The 15,701-nt window shown below is 26.7% G+C and carries 19 protein-coding genes; 9 read left to right on the plus strand and 10 right to left on the minus strand.

Translation table 11 applies throughout. The annotated features are described in order from the left end of the window. From AQ1689_RS05215 to AQ1689_RS05225, 3 genes are all read right to left on the minus strand, one after another. Nucleotides 1–278 (minus strand): MFS transporter (locus AQ1689_RS05215; RefSeq protein WP_145993732.1); only part of this gene is annotated, 278 nt, incomplete at its 3' end. 67 nt (nucleotides 279–345) lie between these two features. Then, nucleotides 346–1,185: a Ppx/GppA phosphatase family protein gene (locus tag AQ1689_RS05220; protein WP_145993733.1), complete on the minus strand. Its 840-nt coding sequence runs from the start codon at nucleotides 1,183–1,185 to the stop codon at nucleotides 346–348. Nucleotides 1,186–1,191: 6 nt separating this feature from the next. After that, a complete protein-coding gene (locus AQ1689_RS05225) occupies nucleotides 1,192–1,569 on the minus strand; it encodes a hypothetical protein (RefSeq protein WP_145993734.1) in 378 nt (125 codons plus the stop codon). A gap of 368 nt (nucleotides 1,570–1,937) precedes the next feature. On the opposite strand from AQ1689_RS05225, the gene AQ1689_RS05230 reads away from it, so the two are divergent. Beyond that, nucleotides 1,938–2,834: an IS1595 family transposase gene (locus AQ1689_RS05230; RefSeq protein ID WP_101955399.1), complete on the plus strand. Its 897-nt coding sequence runs from the start codon at nucleotides 1,938–1,940 to the stop codon at nucleotides 2,832–2,834. A gap of 443 nt (nucleotides 2,835–3,277) precedes the next feature. Here AQ1689_RS05230 and AQ1689_RS05235 read toward each other — a convergent pair whose 3' ends face one another. The 4 genes from AQ1689_RS05235 to AQ1689_RS05250 are packed head-to-tail and all read right to left on the minus strand — an operon-like array spanning nucleotide 3,278 to nucleotide 5,163. Beyond that, nucleotides 3,278–3,520 carry a hypothetical protein gene (locus tag AQ1689_RS05235; protein ID WP_101955400.1) on the minus strand — a complete coding sequence of 81 codons (243 nt, stop codon included), beginning with the start codon at nucleotides 3,518–3,520 and terminating at the stop codon, nucleotides 3,278–3,280. A gap of 36 nt (nucleotides 3,521–3,556) precedes the next feature. Then, nucleotides 3,557–3,895, minus strand: coding sequence for a hypothetical protein (locus tag AQ1689_RS05240; protein ID WP_101955401.1), 339 nt, complete (start codon nucleotides 3,893–3,895; stop codon nucleotides 3,557–3,559). 3 nt (nucleotides 3,896–3,898) lie between these two features. Continuing rightward, nucleotides 3,899–4,747, minus strand: coding sequence for a relaxase/mobilization nuclease domain-containing protein (locus AQ1689_RS05245; protein ID WP_101955402.1), 849 nt, complete (start codon nucleotides 4,745–4,747; stop codon nucleotides 3,899–3,901). Beyond that, nucleotides 4,744–5,163 carry a plasmid mobilization protein gene (locus AQ1689_RS05250; RefSeq protein ID WP_101955403.1) on the minus strand — a complete coding sequence of 140 codons (420 nt, stop codon included), beginning with the start codon at nucleotides 5,161–5,163 and terminating at the stop codon, nucleotides 4,744–4,746. Before AQ1689_RS05250 ends, AQ1689_RS05245 begins: the two co-directional genes overlap by 4 nt. 188 nt (nucleotides 5,164–5,351) lie before the next feature. On the opposite strand from AQ1689_RS05250, the gene AQ1689_RS05255 reads away from it, so the two are divergent. From AQ1689_RS05255 to AQ1689_RS05270, 4 genes are all read left to right on the plus strand, one after another. Then, on the plus strand, nucleotides 5,352–5,858 hold the full coding sequence (locus AQ1689_RS05255; protein WP_101955404.1) for a hypothetical protein: 507 nt from the start codon (nucleotides 5,352–5,354) through the stop codon (nucleotides 5,856–5,858). Between the two features lie 76 nt (nucleotides 5,859–5,934). Next, nucleotides 5,935–6,480, plus strand: coding sequence for a hypothetical protein (locus tag AQ1689_RS05260; RefSeq protein ID WP_101955405.1), 546 nt, complete (start codon nucleotides 5,935–5,937; stop codon nucleotides 6,478–6,480). Between the two features lie 109 nt (nucleotides 6,481–6,589). After that, a complete protein-coding gene (locus tag AQ1689_RS05265) occupies nucleotides 6,590–7,945 on the plus strand; it encodes a hypothetical protein (protein ID WP_101955406.1) in 1,356 nt (451 codons plus the stop codon). 104 nt (nucleotides 7,946–8,049) lie between these two features. Beyond that, a complete protein-coding gene (locus AQ1689_RS05270) occupies nucleotides 8,050–8,199 on the plus strand; it encodes a hypothetical protein (RefSeq protein ID WP_180947535.1) in 150 nt (49 codons plus the stop codon). A gap of 959 nt (nucleotides 8,200–9,158) precedes the next feature. Here the strand turns inward: AQ1689_RS05270 and AQ1689_RS05275 are convergent. Further along, nucleotides 9,159–10,229 carry a hypothetical protein gene (locus tag AQ1689_RS05275; RefSeq protein WP_145993735.1) on the minus strand — a complete coding sequence of 357 codons (1,071 nt, stop codon included), beginning with the start codon at nucleotides 10,227–10,229 and terminating at the stop codon, nucleotides 9,159–9,161. Nucleotides 10,230–10,302: 73 nt separating this feature from the next. Here AQ1689_RS05275 and AQ1689_RS05280 point away from each other — a divergent pair, with 73 nt between their 5' ends. The 4 genes from AQ1689_RS05280 to AQ1689_RS05295 all read left to right on the plus strand — a co-directional run bounded on the left by AQ1689_RS05280 (nucleotide 10,303) and on the right by AQ1689_RS05295 (nucleotide 12,045). Continuing rightward, nucleotides 10,303–10,881 (plus strand): ParA family protein, encoded by a 579-nt coding sequence (locus tag AQ1689_RS05280; protein ID WP_101955408.1) that lies wholly within the window; start codon nucleotides 10,303–10,305, stop codon nucleotides 10,879–10,881. 59 nt (nucleotides 10,882–10,940) lie between these two features. Next, nucleotides 10,941–11,183 (plus strand): hypothetical protein, encoded by a 243-nt coding sequence (locus AQ1689_RS05285; RefSeq protein ID WP_101955409.1) that lies wholly within the window; start codon nucleotides 10,941–10,943, stop codon nucleotides 11,181–11,183. A gap of 141 nt (nucleotides 11,184–11,324) precedes the next feature. Then, on the plus strand, nucleotides 11,325–11,717 hold the full coding sequence (locus AQ1689_RS05290; RefSeq protein ID WP_101955410.1) for a hypothetical protein: 393 nt from the start codon (nucleotides 11,325–11,327) through the stop codon (nucleotides 11,715–11,717). A 70-nt stretch (nucleotides 11,718–11,787) separates the two neighbouring features. Next, the gene (locus tag AQ1689_RS05295) at nucleotides 11,788–12,045 is read left to right on the plus strand and encodes a hypothetical protein (RefSeq protein WP_101955411.1); all 258 of its coding nucleotides are present in this window, start codon (nucleotides 11,788–11,790) and stop codon (nucleotides 12,043–12,045) included. Between the two features lie 281 nt (nucleotides 12,046–12,326). On the opposite strand, the gene AQ1689_RS05300 is transcribed toward AQ1689_RS05295, so the two are convergent. Beyond that, complete coding sequence (locus tag AQ1689_RS05300; protein WP_101955412.1) at nucleotides 12,327–14,717, minus strand: outer membrane beta-barrel protein; 2,391 nt, start codon at nucleotides 14,715–14,717, stop codon at nucleotides 12,327–12,329. A 137-nt stretch (nucleotides 14,718–14,854) separates the two neighbouring features. After that, a partial coding sequence (locus AQ1689_RS05305; RefSeq protein ID WP_219618433.1) for a hypothetical protein occupies nucleotides 14,855–15,701 on the minus strand: 847 nt, incomplete at its 5' end.

Below are 15,701 nucleotides of genomic sequence, written 5' to 3' on the forward strand. Positions count from 1 at the left end.
ACCATTAATTGGTTTAGTGTAGTACAAAACACTAATAAAAACACTGCAACTGCTTGTAGTAATGAACCTATCATAACGATACGTTTTGGTCCAAACTTGTCAACTAAAAAACTACTAATAGCATCACCAAAAATCATGAAAAAGGTCCCCAAGCTTATGGCATAAATAATTTGTTCTTGAGTAATACCATTACTTGTTAGTAATTTAAAAAAAACAATTAAATAAACATTTGATGTTAAAATTGTTTTAATTAAAAAAATTTTATTTAGGTCTTTCATATATTTATAAAGTTTCCTTAAAAGTCGAAAAAAAGGCTTTATCAAATTTGATAAAGCCTTTTAATTATTAAATTAAGACTTTTGTTTCTTTTTCTAATAATACTTCATATACCCCATTAGATATATTCAAATCACTAGGTAAGAATGTATTAGAATTACTTTTATTCATAATTGCCAAAACAATACAATTTGAAGCAATTGCGCCTTGCATCCAATCTGGATCAAATGGTGAATGTTTTTTTAAATCATCTATAGGTTTAATTAGCATTGAAGTATGCAATTCCTTAAAATCAGATTGTAAACAATATCCTTCTTGTTGAAGCTTAATATTCATAGATTCGAGATATTTCTTTTCTCCTCCTGAATAAATAAAACTATTCGTTAATTCTGGCAATTGATTTTCTATCCATTTAATACACTCATCGCTTTTTCTTTCGCTTGGTGTTTTATTTAGATTAAACTCTGAATTAAGAAAAGAAATACCAAACTTAAATAGAAAAATATTATCTGAAGTATCTATGATTTGAATAGACCCCCCACCAACATTAATAATATTTAAGCCTTTGTAGGCAGGCTCTTTGTATACTGCCGATTTAATCAACTCAGCTTCGACTTCTTGAGTTATAGTTTTGTAACTGATATTTAATTCATTAAACCCCTTAATAATCCTTTTTTCAAGAGTAGCATTATTTCGTAAAGCTTCTGTTCCTATTGCTATTATTTCATCAAAATCAGTAACAATTTTTTTTATTTTACCTAAAATTTCGTCAAAATAATTATCATCCCTTTTTCTATCTAAGATATTCCAACTAATGTTATAGCTGTTTTTGAAATGAATATCTTCATTAGATTTCACATGGAATTTAATCGTATTACTACCAATATCGATTATACATATATTAGTCATAATAGCTTAGTTTTTTTTCCAATCTGGATATAATTCTGATAATTGACGTGTATACACTTTTAAATTAGGATCAGTCACTTCCTCTGTTGTAAATATCTGAAGACCAATAGCTGCTGCATAACCCAATTCAAAAATGGCTGCTTTACCTAAATACCCTCCTTCATTAAACATTATGTGGAAAGAAGATGCTCTCATTTTTGCAAAAACAGAATCTTGTAATGTTCTTGGGTCAGTTACAGGGTCATCCTTCATTATAATAAAATCATCTGGTTCATCGGGATCTATACCACTTACAGGTGCTAAAACCTCAATAGATTGATTTGTTAAAAATTCTTTTAATTCTAACATTCCATTCAAATGTTTCCCATATGATCCGCTAATCACTACTTTTAATTTACTCATAGTTATTATTATTTATAGTTTAATTTAAATAGCATTGTTCGACAATAGCATTGTTCGACAATAGCATTGTTCGACAATAACATTGTTCGACAATAGCATTATTCGACAATAGCATTATTCGACAATAACATTATTCGACAATAGCATTGTGTTTAATAAAAAATGAAAAAATTTAGAAGGTATAGCAATTATCTATATTTTTCCTAGCATTTTTTTGATGAGCAAACATACATTTTTTTTTTAACACTACTAAAAAAAATAATTCAAGAAGCTATAAATCCACAATCTTGAATTAATGTTTTGAGTTAGTCATTTAATCTCCGTATATTATTGTACTAAAACATTGACTTATGCTTCAATTTACAGGACAAGATATGTTATCCTTTATAAAAAAATTACCTAACGACGAAGCTTGCAAGGCTTATTTAGCGAAAATAAAATGGCAAGATGGATTTATTTGTAGTAAATGTAGTCATACAAAAGGCTGTGAAAAAGCTGGATATAATTATCATTGTTATTCATGCCATCATGTAGAAAGCGCAACGGCTAATACGCTGTTTCATAAAGTGAAATTTGGTTTACAAAAAGCATTTTGTGTAGTTTTTGAAATGAGCACAAGTAGTAAAAGTGTTTCTAGTATTCAAATGGGAAAACGATTTAGTATTCGTCAAGGAACTGCATGGTCTTTTATGCGAAAAGTTAGAAAAGCAATGGCAAGTAGCCAAAAATATCCTTTATCGAAATTAGTCCATGTTGATGAGTTTACCGTTGGCGGAAAAGAAGAAGGGAAACAAAGTCGAAGTTATGATACGAAAAAGGAAGTGATAGCAGTAGAATTAACTGATAATAATAAAGTAAAACGAGTATATATCAAGGGTCTAAAAGATTATTCTGCAAAATCTTTAACACCAATTTTTGAAGAACATATTAGTACGTCTGCAAAAATAGTGACCGATAAGTGGAGAGGATATGAACCTTTAAAAGAAATTTATAATATTGAACAGAAATATAGTAATAATGGAAAGAATTTTAAACAATTACATATTGTAATCATGCAAGTAAAATCTTGGTTAAGAGCAATACCAACTCATGTAAGTAAATGGCATATACAAGTCTATTTTGATGAATTCTGTTTTAGAATTAATAGATCACAATTTCAACAAAGCATCTTTCATAAAACAATAAACAGAATGGTAATTTCTAAGCCTATTTACCAAGATCAAATAAAACAGACACTAAGCGTATAACTCAATTAATGTTATTTCATATTGGTTTCAAGCCAATAATGTTACCAAATCCCCAGTAAAACATAGTACACGAATTAAAAATTAAAATCCCTAGTTGGATATACCATCCACGAGTTGACCAGTTAGAAGCTTCGGCAATATGGATAATAAAAAAACATGCTAAAACTCTGGCGCAAGTTGGTATGAAATATAATTAAAAACCCCTAGTCTTTCGGAGAGGGCACTGAAAAACTAACCATATTTAGATTAATGTTAAAATATGACTATGAAATTAGTTTTATAAAAAAAACACACAACTCGTAACTAATTGTAAATAAGCGCTTTACACTTTGATGTAAAAGTAGTCAAAAGTTAATTTATATAATCTTTGACTACTTTTTCTAATTAAAGGACTTTTTCAGTACCCTGTCTTTCGGTCCAGAGGTTTTTAATTGATAAGAGCTTTAGTTACCCTTTATTATTTTAGCTGATTTAATATTTTCAAATACTGGTGTTCCTGCTGTTGAAACAACTCCTTCTCTATATACTTTATAGTTATTTATTTTGCTTGGATACTTATTATTAAAAGAAGATAGCATGTTTTTTTCTGATAATAATGCTGTATAAAAATCTACATCATAGATCCCTAAATTTTTATCTTCAAATTCTTTTAAAATTTCGCTTCTTACTTCTTCCCTACTTAACACACTTTTTTTGTAAAAATCAATAGCAAAATAAAGGCTTTATGCTGCTGTTAAAAAAGATAAGAAGCAAATTATTAATGAAACCTTAGAAACTCTTTTAAATAATTTATTTGAGCTTTTTAGAGCAGTATCGAAATTGGCAGTAAGTTTACTGGAGCTTTCTTCACTAACTCTATCAAACTCTGAAATTAAATCATCTGGAGCTGATTTAATAATTCTTGAAATTTCTGTTAAATGAATAATAGCATTACTCGTTTTATTATTTGTTTCTTCCCTTATTTTTTTAACTTCTTCAACTAATAAATGTTGCTCTTTATTAGCTTTTAGAATACCTTCTAATGCTATTTGTAATGGGTGTTTTTTTTCTTCTTCTTCCATGATTTAATGCTTTATTTTTTTTGATTTTGTTTGCTCTAAATTGTTATTATTTATCTTTTCTTCTATCAATTTAATTTTTGTTTTTATATTTACTTCAGATAACTTTAAGCCTTGTTTTTTCTCTGATAAATCTTTTTTTTTTTCTTCTCTATCAATCAAAGAAGATAGCTTGTAACCTTTTTTTGCTAAAGATTCTCTCCTGCTCATTTCCTGCTTTAATTTAATTTCATCTAAAGGAATAATTCTTGCTCCGTTTAAACCTTTTGCATTATAATTTAATTCAAATTTATAGCCATCTTTATACATTAACTCAATAAATTCATCCCAATTTGTTGCCGTTTCTGAATGTTTTTCTATTGAATTATTGATTGTTTTTTTCTTTTCCTTAGTCAATTCTTTTGCTGTTTTCCAACCTCTTTTTTTACATAATTTATTTGCAACCTCTCCACTTTTTTTTCCTATATAAGAATCATTAATTGTATTTTTTCCGCTAAAATTTATTCTATTTGCATAAATATGTAAATGTGGTTCATCCGTATTTTTGTGTAAAACGGCATACCATTGATTTGTAAAACCCATTTCTTTTGCATAATCTTCTGCTAACTCTTTCCATTCTTTTTGAGTTAATTTTACTCCTTTTTCTTTTATAGGACTTAACACATTTTCTACAAATTTTTTTTCAGCTCTTTTATTAAAAGAAGCAACAAACCTTAATTCGTCCCATCTTTCTTGTGGAGTTTCTCCACTCATATTTTCTTGTATAATTAATTCTACATCTTTAAGAATATCTTCTTTATATAATGCACTTTTTAAACTTCCCGCAACTGATGTTGCATTAGCGATTAAACTCATAATGATAAATAGTTTTTAATCAATTTTATAACAACATTTAATTCTTTTTCAATCTCTATAAACTTTTTTTCTTGTACCTTTTCTGATTTAAAAATATTTTTAATCCTTGAAAAATTAAGAGCATAAGTAGTTAATGTTTTGTCTATTTCTAAGTTTGGAAGCTTTTTATTTAATGCTGAATTTCTTATAAATTCTGATACAGAAATATTTAATTTTTCTGCTTTTTCTTTTATATTTAAAAACTCCTTTTCGGTAAATCTTACGTTTACTTGTTTGTTTCTTGAATTCGTTTTTATTGGTCGTCCACCAAGCTTTCCTATTTCCCTTAACCTTGAAATTCTTTTCTTTTCCTGCTCATTTTTTTCTGTTTCATTTTTCCAGTTTTCAACATCATCGAGCCAGTTATTGTTATCCATTAGAGTGAGTTTTTTTTTCTTTGTGACGTTAGGAACAAAGCAAGGTTTGGGATGTGATATATAAAATATCGTAGGTTTTTGTATATCACATCCCACTCCTTGACCTATAAACTTAACCTTTAAAAAAGTTTGGTAAATATAGTAAAATATTTGTATCTTTGAAATTGAATAAATAAAACAATTATATTATGAAAAAATGTATTTTAGTCGGTACTTTTTTATTAATTTCTTTTGTTGCTTCTTGTAGTAATAAAAAGGAAAGTAAAAACCCCACCGAACCAACACCAGAATTAGTAGGAACTTTCTCTTTTGAAAAAAATGGAACTCCAGTTCTTGAAATTATTGATAGCCTTGTTGCAGGTAAAAAAGTGAAATATTTACGTTTACCAAAAGAAAAAAGATTTTTCTTTTTAGCTTCAGATTTCTCAAATGTTTCTGGAGGTAAAAGTTTAGAAAACACAAAACTTGTTAATTTTAAATTAGAAAATGATTGGCTACATAGTGTCGCTGAATTTTATGTTCCTACAGAAATAAAGTATAATAGTTACACCATTTTTTCTATTGAAAAGAAAATTAAAATATCAAATAAACTAAGTGAAACTAGTTATGGTTTTATAAAAAAACTATATCCTGAAAGTGTGGTAAATGAATATAAAAAAGAAATGAATAAAGGGTTTGTTCTTTATTCAAAATAAAAAGAAAACAGAAAATTTAGACAACTTTATAGAACAAATAAAAAAATAAAATAGTAAAAATTTCAAACTTTATATTATGAAAAAATATACAATAATGTTTGTGACTTTACTATTGAATATAGTTCAATCACACGCTCAAATAGTCGTTGAATCTCCAACTCTTTCAACTTTATTAGTAACAGCAAACACGCAACAAGCAACAGCTTCTGCAACTGCTTTACAAACAAAATTACAAACAGTAAAAAATTATCTAACAAATCTAAAACAACTAAATGAAGTAATAGATGCTGCGGATAAATTAAGAAAAGTTGCGGGATATATTAAAAACGGACAAACTGTTGTTCAAATATATGATACTGAAAAAAGAATTTTAAGAAAAATTAGAACGCTTTCAAGTAATTCGAATGCAGATTTTTCAAGCAACAATGCTGCTCAAATAAGAAATACAATTTTAGAAACAACTGGATTATTAGTAGATAAAGCAATTCAAGTTATTTCTGATGATATTTTTAATATGTCAGATTTCCAAAGAGAAAATGTGTTAGAGGAAATTCTTGAAAAACTACAACAAATTGAAGATTTAATAAGCAATACATCTACTAAAAATACTTTAACACTATAGATATAGAATACCATCAAAAACAAGCAGATTTTAGAAAAGAATATGCCGAAATATTAAAGGAAAGAAGAAGAAAAATTAATGCACTTGGCTCTAAAAATTAATATTGACTTTGAAAAAAAAATATAATTTTACAGACAAATTTAATAGCGATATATCTTCTTATAAATTGGTTCGTTCTGCCTTAAAAAAATGGTTTGGCAGTTTGAGTAAAAAACAAATGATTGGAATTGTTTTAGTTCCAATGATCTTTTTAGGAAATTATGTATTTGCTTTAACTAAAGCAAATACTCAAACTGGTAGCGACACGCCTGCCTTTAATTCTTTAATAAGTCTTTTAGGAAAAGTTACAGACGGAAGTCTTACGGGTGCTGTAGCTTTTCAAGCTGCTTTTTTGAATATATTTCAATGGGTAGAAACTCCTAGAATGATTTTACAATACATTACCAAGGCTCAAATCCATTCAGTAGATACCCTTGCTGTTTTACCTTTTGGAAATAAAGGAATGTTTGAACACATCTATTTAGGTTTGACAATATTTGCCGTAATTGGAGCTATATATAAACTAATTACTCATTTTCTAAAAACAGAAAGATTTGATAATGTACAAGCATTTACTGGTTTCTTTAGCTATTTAGGAGTCGTTGTACTTTTTATTTTCTCAGGCGAAATTGTTGGGAGAGTTGTAGGGTTAAATCAAAATTTAAAAGGCGATTCTTTAACAAAAATAGCAAGAACTTTAGATACAGAATTAGCAAACTCTTTAGTTGCTGACTATAAAAAAGGAATGGGTAAAGTTACTGCAATTAGAAAACAAGAAGCAGATGAAGAAAAAAGAGCTGGTTCTAGTCTTGATTTAACTCGTGGTATAAGGTATTCCTTTAAAGTCGCTGAAATATATGTGTATGATTTATTTGTAGCCATGATTTTTAAGTATGGATATTTTACACTTTTTTCAACGCTTATTGTTTGTATTCTCGCTATCCCTACTTTTGTTTTAGCTTTTATGGTAAAGGTTTTACTAGGGGTTATGATCGCCGGAACAAAACTCGTGTTTTTAGTATCTATGATACCGGGCTTTGAAAGTACTTGGAAAACGTACATGCTAAATTTATTGAATGTTATTTTATGGGTTCCCATATTTAATGCAATCATAAGTTTTATTACACTTATTATAGCAACTTTAATTACTTCGGGTTCTTTAGCTAGTGGCGAAATTGTTTGGCTAAGTATTGTTTGTTTTATATGTGCATATCAGGCAATTACCTTAACAACAACCGCAGCAGGAACAATAATACAAGGAGCAGGAGCATCAATGGCAGGAGCTTTAGGTGGATTAGCAGCAATGAATGGAGCAAGTGCTTTAGCAGGAATTGGAAAAGCAGCCGTAGGTGGAGCAACAGTTTTAGCTACTGGAGGGGCTACCGCAGGAATGACGGCAGCAGCTATGTCTAAACACGCTAAATAATTATATTAAACATATATGTATTATGTTTAATATAATCACTATATTTTTTTTAGCTAAAAGTTAACTTTTAGTTACGACTAAAGTACAAGAAAAGAAACTCAATTATGAGTTTCTTTTTTTTTGCAATTGAATTTAGTGAAGTAAAACCAAACCAAGAATTAAAGCAAGACAAAATTTTCTTTTTGGCTTGGTGTATTTTGGTGCAGTTTTTACGAGATAAAGAACAAAAACGAGCCTTTTTTACACAAACCTAAAATAAAGCCACGTAATAGACTTAAAAAATAAAACAATACTAACGGTTGATTAAACGATAAAAATCTATTAAAAGATACTTAAAAGGCTAAAAAAATGCAAAAATCCGCCCTAGTTTACTCAACGGAAACACGGGAACGCAAAAATCCAAACTTTCTCACGTGTCCGATTTCGATTCCTCGAAGCAGCTCACGAGCAAAAATTTTTCCTTCAAAAATTTCTCTTAAAAACTTTTTATTTTTTTTTGGAGTGCTGGTTGGTTGCATTGTTTGTTTCCAATTCTCTTTTTTTATTAATATGTTTTTTAATACTTTTTAATGGAGGTGTAGTTTCTCAAGAAATAAAAAAGCAAACAACTAATTATCAGTACCTTATGGTTATTTTTTTGTAGCTTAAAAATTTCTTAATTTGTAGTACAGATATTGTCTTTTTGTAGCTTAAAAATAGTTTTAAGCGTTTTTTTTGTAGCTTAAAAATAGTTTGCGACTATTTTCTTTTATTTTAAACACTTAAAAAAACACTTTTTTAACTTTTAGTAATCATTAATCACTGTTTTTAAGTGTGTTATGGTTATTTTTTTGTAGCTTAAAAATAGCTAGTTTTTCAATTTTTCATCTCAAAAAAGGACGTTTTTTTTGTAGCTTAAAAATAGTTTCCTGACTTTTTAACTTTTTTAAAGTTTTTAAAACAAACTTTTTTAACTTTTTCAAATCATTAATTACTATCTATCAATACTTTAACTCCTTTTTTTTGTAGCTTAAAAATAGTTGTGATTTTTAAAATAGTCTAGATTTTTTTGTAGCTTAAAAATAGCTGAAACACCTCTTTTTTATGTTTTCTAAGCTTTTAAATAATTGTAGCTTACAATATCCCTTTTTTAGAACAGAAATAGACACAATAAACATAACAAATATGTTTATTGTGTCTATTATATTGTAGCTTAAAAATAGCTTACTTTTCTTTATTTACTGGGTTTGTCGTTTTCCTTTTGGATTTTAAGCATATATAATTTAGTAAATCTATCTAAGAATATATCTCCCCTTAACTCGTGAAGGTTTTTTTTATTTTCATTTAGTATCTCATTAATAAAACTAAAAGAATATCTAGTAAATATAGGTTTTAACAGCTGTAAATTATTAACAGTTAAATTGTGTTTGTCTTTTAAGTAAGTTAGCTTATTGTTTATCTTTTTTTGTTCTGATAAAGAAGTTAATTGAGGTCTTGATTCTAAATATTTACTATCTTCAATAGATGTTTGATATGGCTTTATAGCGACTAATAGATTATTTACTTTAGAGTAATTAAAACTTATATCACTTATTCTATTTAGTTTTCTTCTCATAGGTTTTAAAAAAGTTCTTTCAAGTTCTGAATAATGCTCAAAATTTAAATTGAATTTTTTATTCAAATTTTCAATTTTTATAGTAGTTCCTGCTGCCGTAATTTTAGTTAAAAAAGTATAAAAAACAATATCTTTTACATCTTTAGATTTAAAAAATAAATCAACTAAATTTTTATTAAAACCTGCCATTGTGTACATAAATTTACAGTACCAATAAGAACTCATATCAAAAGAAACTTTTCCTTGCTCCTCCATTACTAAATTAGAAATCATTCCACTAAAGAAAGTGATTTTACTTCCATCTGGTCTTGTTATCTTTTTAGGTATGTTTATTTGATAGGTTACAAGCTCTTTTAAAGCTTGTTTTACATGAGCAAAGCTTGTAGTTCCTTTTGGTGCGAAATCACTTAATTTATAGTTAAATCTAATTGCCGTATTGTTTTCAAATAGAAATTCATCAGAAAACAAAGTGTATTGATCTTTGTCTTTAATTTCATTCCCTTTTGCTCTTGAAAGTATTAGTGAAAATATTCTCAATGTATGGATACTAATAGATGAATCCTTTACCGAACTCTCCATAATGTCTTGAATATTTCTAGGTACATTAACTACCTTTTTACTATTCTTTTTATAATCATATGTTTTTTTTATTTCAAAAGGCTCTTCCATAAAAGATTTAATTTTAGACAAATATAGTTAAATTTTTAAATAAAAATGTATATTTACATTTTTATACACATATACATATACACATATACATATTATGTTTAAAACAATTGTTATATCAAACCAAAAAGGAGGTGTAGGTAAAAGTGCCTTAGCTTATTATTTAGGTTTAAAATTCAAAGAAGTATCAGAAATTGCTTTTGTAGATACTGACTTGCAAGGGACTTTACATAGCTTTAAAGAAAACTCTAATATTGATACTTACACTATTGATGATTTAGATACGATTGATAAGAATAAATACAATTTTTTAATCATAGATACTCCTCCATATTTATCAAAGGAACTTCCCTCTATAATTAAAAATGCTGATTTAATTTTAATTCCTACTAAGATTGGGTTACCTGATTTTTATTCTATGGAGAAAACAATTAACATGATAAAAGGATTTGGAAAAGAAAAAGAGTCTTTGATTGTTTTTAATATGGTTGAACAAAAAACAAAAATATTAGAACAAATTTCTGGTGTTTTAGATGATTATAATATACCCATTGCTAAAACTAAAATACATAATAGGATAGCCTACCAAAGAGGCTATATAACCTTAGAATTAGACAATAAGGCACAAAAAGAAATTGATAATCTTTCTTTAGAGATTATATCTAAACTTGTATAAAGACACATTTACATAAACACACTTTAGTGTAAAAACACTTAAACACAAATACACACATTATGAGTAAAGACGATTTATTTGCTAAAAAAGTAAAATCAGCTGTGGATAGAAAAAAGGAGGTTATAACACCTTTTCAAGAAGTATCTTCTGCAGGGGAAGTGAAGCCCATTGAAAAAAAATACAATTTAGCTATTAGAGAAGATTTATTGGATGATTTAAAAATGATTGCAATAAAAAGAAAAACAACATTAAAAGCTTTAATTTTAGATGCTGTTATTAAAGAATATTTCACTCAAAAATAAATATTAACACCTCTAGAACTAAGTTACATATTAAAATAATTTCAGCTGTTTTTTTATGTAAATGTGTAAGAAAATAAAACGGACACAACCAAAAGAGATAGTTTATATAAAACGGACACAACAAGAAATATTTATATTATAATGGAGAGTTTAAAAATAAACTATATAGAACCAGTACAAGAAGAGTTCTTTAAAGGAAAAGAAAACCTAAAGATCAAATACAATAAGTATCTAAATGAGTTTTCAAAATTATATCCTGAAGAAAATATTTATAGCCTTCAGTATGATATTACATTAATTAGAGATTTAATTATGTATTTTCTTTATCAAGAGAAAATAAAAAAGAAAGATAAAACTTTTAATTTAACAGTCCTTTCAAAATTATTTAAACAAAATTCTCATACTGGAGTAAAGTATGGTATAGATAAAATAGAAGGCTATCTCAAAAATCCGAAAACTTTAAATACAAAACATAAAACAAAAATATTTTATTTATTCTATAAGTATAATAGAATTATAAATGGAGATTGTTAAAGCTATATTTATATAAACATATATTATTATATAAATATATTACTATTAAAATATACTAATTAAATAGATTATGAAAATATTAAACCAATCCCAAGAAAAAGTAACTATTGAATTTGATTTATTAGATTTTGATAGTTTACAAGAGTTTTTTAAAGAACAAAAAACGGCTGTAAATGAAACTGGAAAATTTGAATATGATGCTATTCAAAAAATTTTAGCTCTTGAATTAGAGAGCTCCACTTTTGTTAATGATATTCGCTTGAAAAGAATTAATGAAATGCAAGAGGAGAATAGAAAGTTATTAGATAATAACACCTCTAAAAACTAAGTTACAGATTGAAAGCTCTCCAGCTGCTTTTTCATATAAAAGTGTAAGTAAAAGGACTAAGAAAAGAAAAAAAGGAGAGTTTAAAAAGTTAATGAGCTGACAAACATTGAATAAACTTGTTACATAACGAGCGTTATGTTAAATACAAATAAAATTAACTATTATTACGAAAGTAATTTAAACTCTACATTCTAACCTATTACATCACATAAAAGGAATATTAATTATAAAAGGCATTTGATAATTAATATTCCTTCTCACAAAAAAACAACATTTAATAATTAATTAATTCTTTGTTTAATTTCTTTTATTCCTGTTTTTTTCTTATTTCTTTTTTTTACTTTCGAATGACCAAAATCATGAGTAAATGTAATTTTAAGAATTCTAGGTTCGTATCTATACTCTAAAAGAGAAGTATTCATATTTTGATTGGTTATTAAATTAAGTTTTTTTTCAAAGATATTATTAAAGCTTAATTGTATCTTACTATTCCAACGTTCTATTTTCTTTTCTATAGCAATATTTATCCTTTGAAAATTATCGATTTTTGTTGTTCCTGATAATCTTTCTGAATTATAATTTGCAAACAACTGAATTTCAATATCATCAGAAATATTGAAATTTTGGGAAGTTCTTACAGAAAAATAATCATCATTACTTTTTTTACCTTCAAATTCTTGTTCTATATACGTCAATTGAAATGTATTTTCCATTTTCCACCAAGGTGTTACCTTAATTGGAGCGACAAGATTTAAAGAATAAGTGTTTAAAAAATCTAAGTTTAAAGTAGTAATAGTTTGTTGCTTTGTACCATTTGTAAAAACAGTTTGTTTTCTTACTATAGCGTTATCTTCATTAGTAAACTGAAAAGATGCTAAATATTTTTTATATTTATAATTAGAAGTAATTGTATTACTAATAGATGGTTTTAAATTAATGTTTCCCTGAAAGAAAGTATTTGGATCTAGGAACAGTAAAAAAGGAGCTAGATCAAAATAAGTAGGTCGTGAAATTCTTCGGCCATATGAAACTTGAAACAGACTTCTATCCCCTAACTTTCTCGACATAAAAATAGTAGGAAATAATTTGCTTAAATTCGAGTCTAATACTTTTCCGTTACTTTCTATTTCTATTTTTTGATTTGAATACTCGTATCTTAATCCTATATTTATATTTGTCTTCTCATTAATTTTCCAATCTAATGATGAATAAAAAGCCCATATATTTTCTAATAAATTCGATTTTTCACTTAATTTTTCATTTATAATAAAAGTATCTGTTACCAAATCTTGAACAGTAACAGTATTATCTAGTTCAGAATTAGTTAATTTACTACCAAATTCTAAATTTAATTTATTAGTTATTTTTTTTGAATAATCGATTTTACCAACCCATATATTTACAGGTGTATTTTTAGATGCCGTAAAAAATTCTTTAGAGGTTATATTTGATTGAGAATTAGTAACAGTAGTGTCGTAATCTGTTGGGTTTTCATTATAATAATTCAAAAAGTTAAGATTAAAATCGAGAGTACTCAAAGTATCTAATTTTAATTCTAAATTTAAATTTCCAATCATCAAATCCCTCCTGCTGTTTTCTGAATTTAAAAACTTAAATCTTTCTACTTCTTGATTATTAAAGAAGGAAGCCCCATTTGCTATTACATTTTGGTTATAAAGACTTCTATTACCACTAAGCATTCCTCCTAAAATTACATTTTCGTTAATATAATAATCAAGGCCTAATTGTGCATTATACCCAGTAATTATGGGACTTCTATCGCTTCTGTTTTGGGTATATATCTGATTTATTCCATCTCTAATCGTTGAAGAGTTTATATATGTTCTTGGATTATCATTTCTATCAAAACTTGCATTACCATGAAAGTTTACTTTGCTTTTTCTTATACTTAAACTTCCCCCTATACTTTCTTTATCTCCACGACCGTAGCCAAAACCTAACAACAGACTCCCATTAACTCCCTCAGTAGTAACTTTACTATGATTTATATTAATAAGCCCTCCTGTAAATTCTGCATCATATTTGGCAGATGGATTAGTTATTAAATCTATATTTTTAATGTTTTTAGCACTCGTACTACTTAATATCTTTAATAATGAAGAAATAGGAATTCTAGTTAATTTGTCATTAATCAAAACCCCTACTTCCGATTTACCATTTAAAGTTAAAGAACCACCATCAGAACTTACTTCTACACCAGGAAGTCTTTCTAAAATATCTAAAGCACTTCCCGAATTACCGATTAATGTACCTTCTACATTAACTGTTAAACGATCAATTTTTTGTTCTATTATTTGTTTTTTAGCCTTTATATGTACAGTTTCTAACTCATACAATTCTTCTTGTAAATGTATTAGCCCTAAATCAATATCTTCGTTTAGTATCGTAATTTGTTTCTGAATTTCTTTATATCCTATTAAACTTATTTTTAATAAATATGTTCCTTTTTTTATATTATTTAATAAAAAAAATCCTTTTTCATCTGATATTTCTCCTTTTACTAGTTTTAAATTGTCTTCTTCTAATAAAATAGTGTTTACAAATATCATTGGTTCTTGTAGTATATTTGTTACTTTTCCTTTTATTTTATGTTGTGAAAATAATTGACTCACAAATAAAATAAATAAAAGTAAAGTAATTTTTTTTTTCATTTTTTATATTTTTTTGTTATTAGTTTACTGAAAATTTCAGATTAAATGATTTCACATTCTTTTTCCTTATTAAATAAAATTGTAATGTTGATATAAACAAAGAAAAAAAATTAGGTTAGATTAAATAATTCCCTTTATTACATGAAGCTTCCCAACAGAACTAACGTAAGCGTTTGAAAAACTTTAGCTCCTCCATTTACAAAAAACATCCATATAGCTATGGGATCACTTGCAGAAGCTTTATTTACAATATATACTTTTGTTATTGCGTTTATAGCTCCCCTTATAATTAAAATTATACACAGTAGTATTAAATTTAAAATTAAAAAATTAAATACTGTAAATGATATTATGTAAAGTATAAGTATTAATCCTAAAAAATAAACATCTTTTTTTCTAGGTAATCTATTTAGTTTTTGAGCGAAGAAATTTCCTAATAAAGAAAATAGAGCAGCACTTATTTGAATGATTCCAAAATAAATTTCTGATTTTTCTAAAACTTCTAATGCAAACATTTGAAAAACCCAAGAAGATGTAGAGGCCACTCCCAAAGCTATTATAAAAATAAAAAAATAAAAAGGACTAATCTTAGTTAATAACTGTTTGAAATTACTGATACTAAAATTTAAAAAGACAGTTTCTTTTCTATTGATATCTTTTGTAAAGTAAGCTAGTATAAATCCTATTAAATATAAAAAAGAACTTAAATAACAACCTATCTCAGGAGTATTAATTAATAAACATCCAATAAATGCACTAACTAACTGGCTAATCCATAATAAAGATTGATTAAAATACTCTGATTTTTCATCACCTTTATTTGCTATTATCCATTTAGAATCTGCGCCGTATATAATAGGGAATGATAGTCCTATTATTACTTCAATGACCATTAATTGGTTTAGTGTAGTACAAAACACTAATAAAAACACTGCAACTGCTTGTAGTAATGAACCTATCATAACGATACGTTTTGGTCCAAAC

The sequence above is a fragment of the Tenacibaculum finnmarkense genome (genome assembly GCF_900239185.1).
Lineage (GTDB): Bacteria > Bacteroidota > Bacteroidia > Flavobacteriales > Flavobacteriaceae > Polaribacter > Polaribacter finnmarkensis.

Coding starts and splice junctions, on each gene's coding strand:
- AQ1689_RS05220 (WP_145993733.1), bottom strand. CDS start 1,185: ATGACTAATATATGTATAATCGATATTGGTAGTAATACGATTAAATTC.
- AQ1689_RS05230 (WP_101955399.1), top strand. CDS start 1,938: ATGCTTCAATTTACAGGACAAGATATGTTATCCTTTATAAAAAAATTA.
- AQ1689_RS05240 (WP_101955401.1), bottom strand. CDS start 3,895: ATGGAAGAAGAAGAAAAAAAACACCCATTACAAATAGCATTAGAAGGT.
- AQ1689_RS05245 (WP_101955402.1), bottom strand. CDS start 4,747: ATGAGTTTAATCGCTAATGCAACATCAGTTGCGGGAAGTTTAAAAAGT.
- AQ1689_RS05250 (WP_101955403.1), bottom strand. CDS start 5,163: ATGGATAACAATAACTGGCTCGATGATGTTGAAAACTGGAAAAATGAA.
- AQ1689_RS05255 (WP_101955404.1), top strand. CDS start 5,352: ATGAAAAAATGTATTTTAGTCGGTACTTTTTTATTAATTTCTTTTGTT.
- AQ1689_RS05260 (WP_101955405.1), top strand. CDS start 5,935: ATGAAAAAATATACAATAATGTTTGTGACTTTACTATTGAATATAGTT.
- AQ1689_RS05270 (WP_180947535.1), top strand. CDS start 8,050: ATGAGTTTCTTTTTTTTTGCAATTGAATTTAGTGAAGTAAAACCAAAC.
- AQ1689_RS05280 (WP_101955408.1), top strand. CDS start 10,303: ATGTTTAAAACAATTGTTATATCAAACCAAAAAGGAGGTGTAGGTAAA.
- AQ1689_RS05285 (WP_101955409.1), top strand. CDS start 10,941: ATGAGTAAAGACGATTTATTTGCTAAAAAAGTAAAATCAGCTGTGGAT.
- AQ1689_RS05290 (WP_101955410.1), top strand. CDS start 11,325: ATGGAGAGTTTAAAAATAAACTATATAGAACCAGTACAAGAAGAGTTC.
- AQ1689_RS05295 (WP_101955411.1), top strand. CDS start 11,788: ATGAAAATATTAAACCAATCCCAAGAAAAAGTAACTATTGAATTTGAT.
- AQ1689_RS05300 (WP_101955412.1), bottom strand. CDS start 14,717: ATGAAAAAAAAAATTACTTTACTTTTATTTATTTTATTTGTGAGTCAA.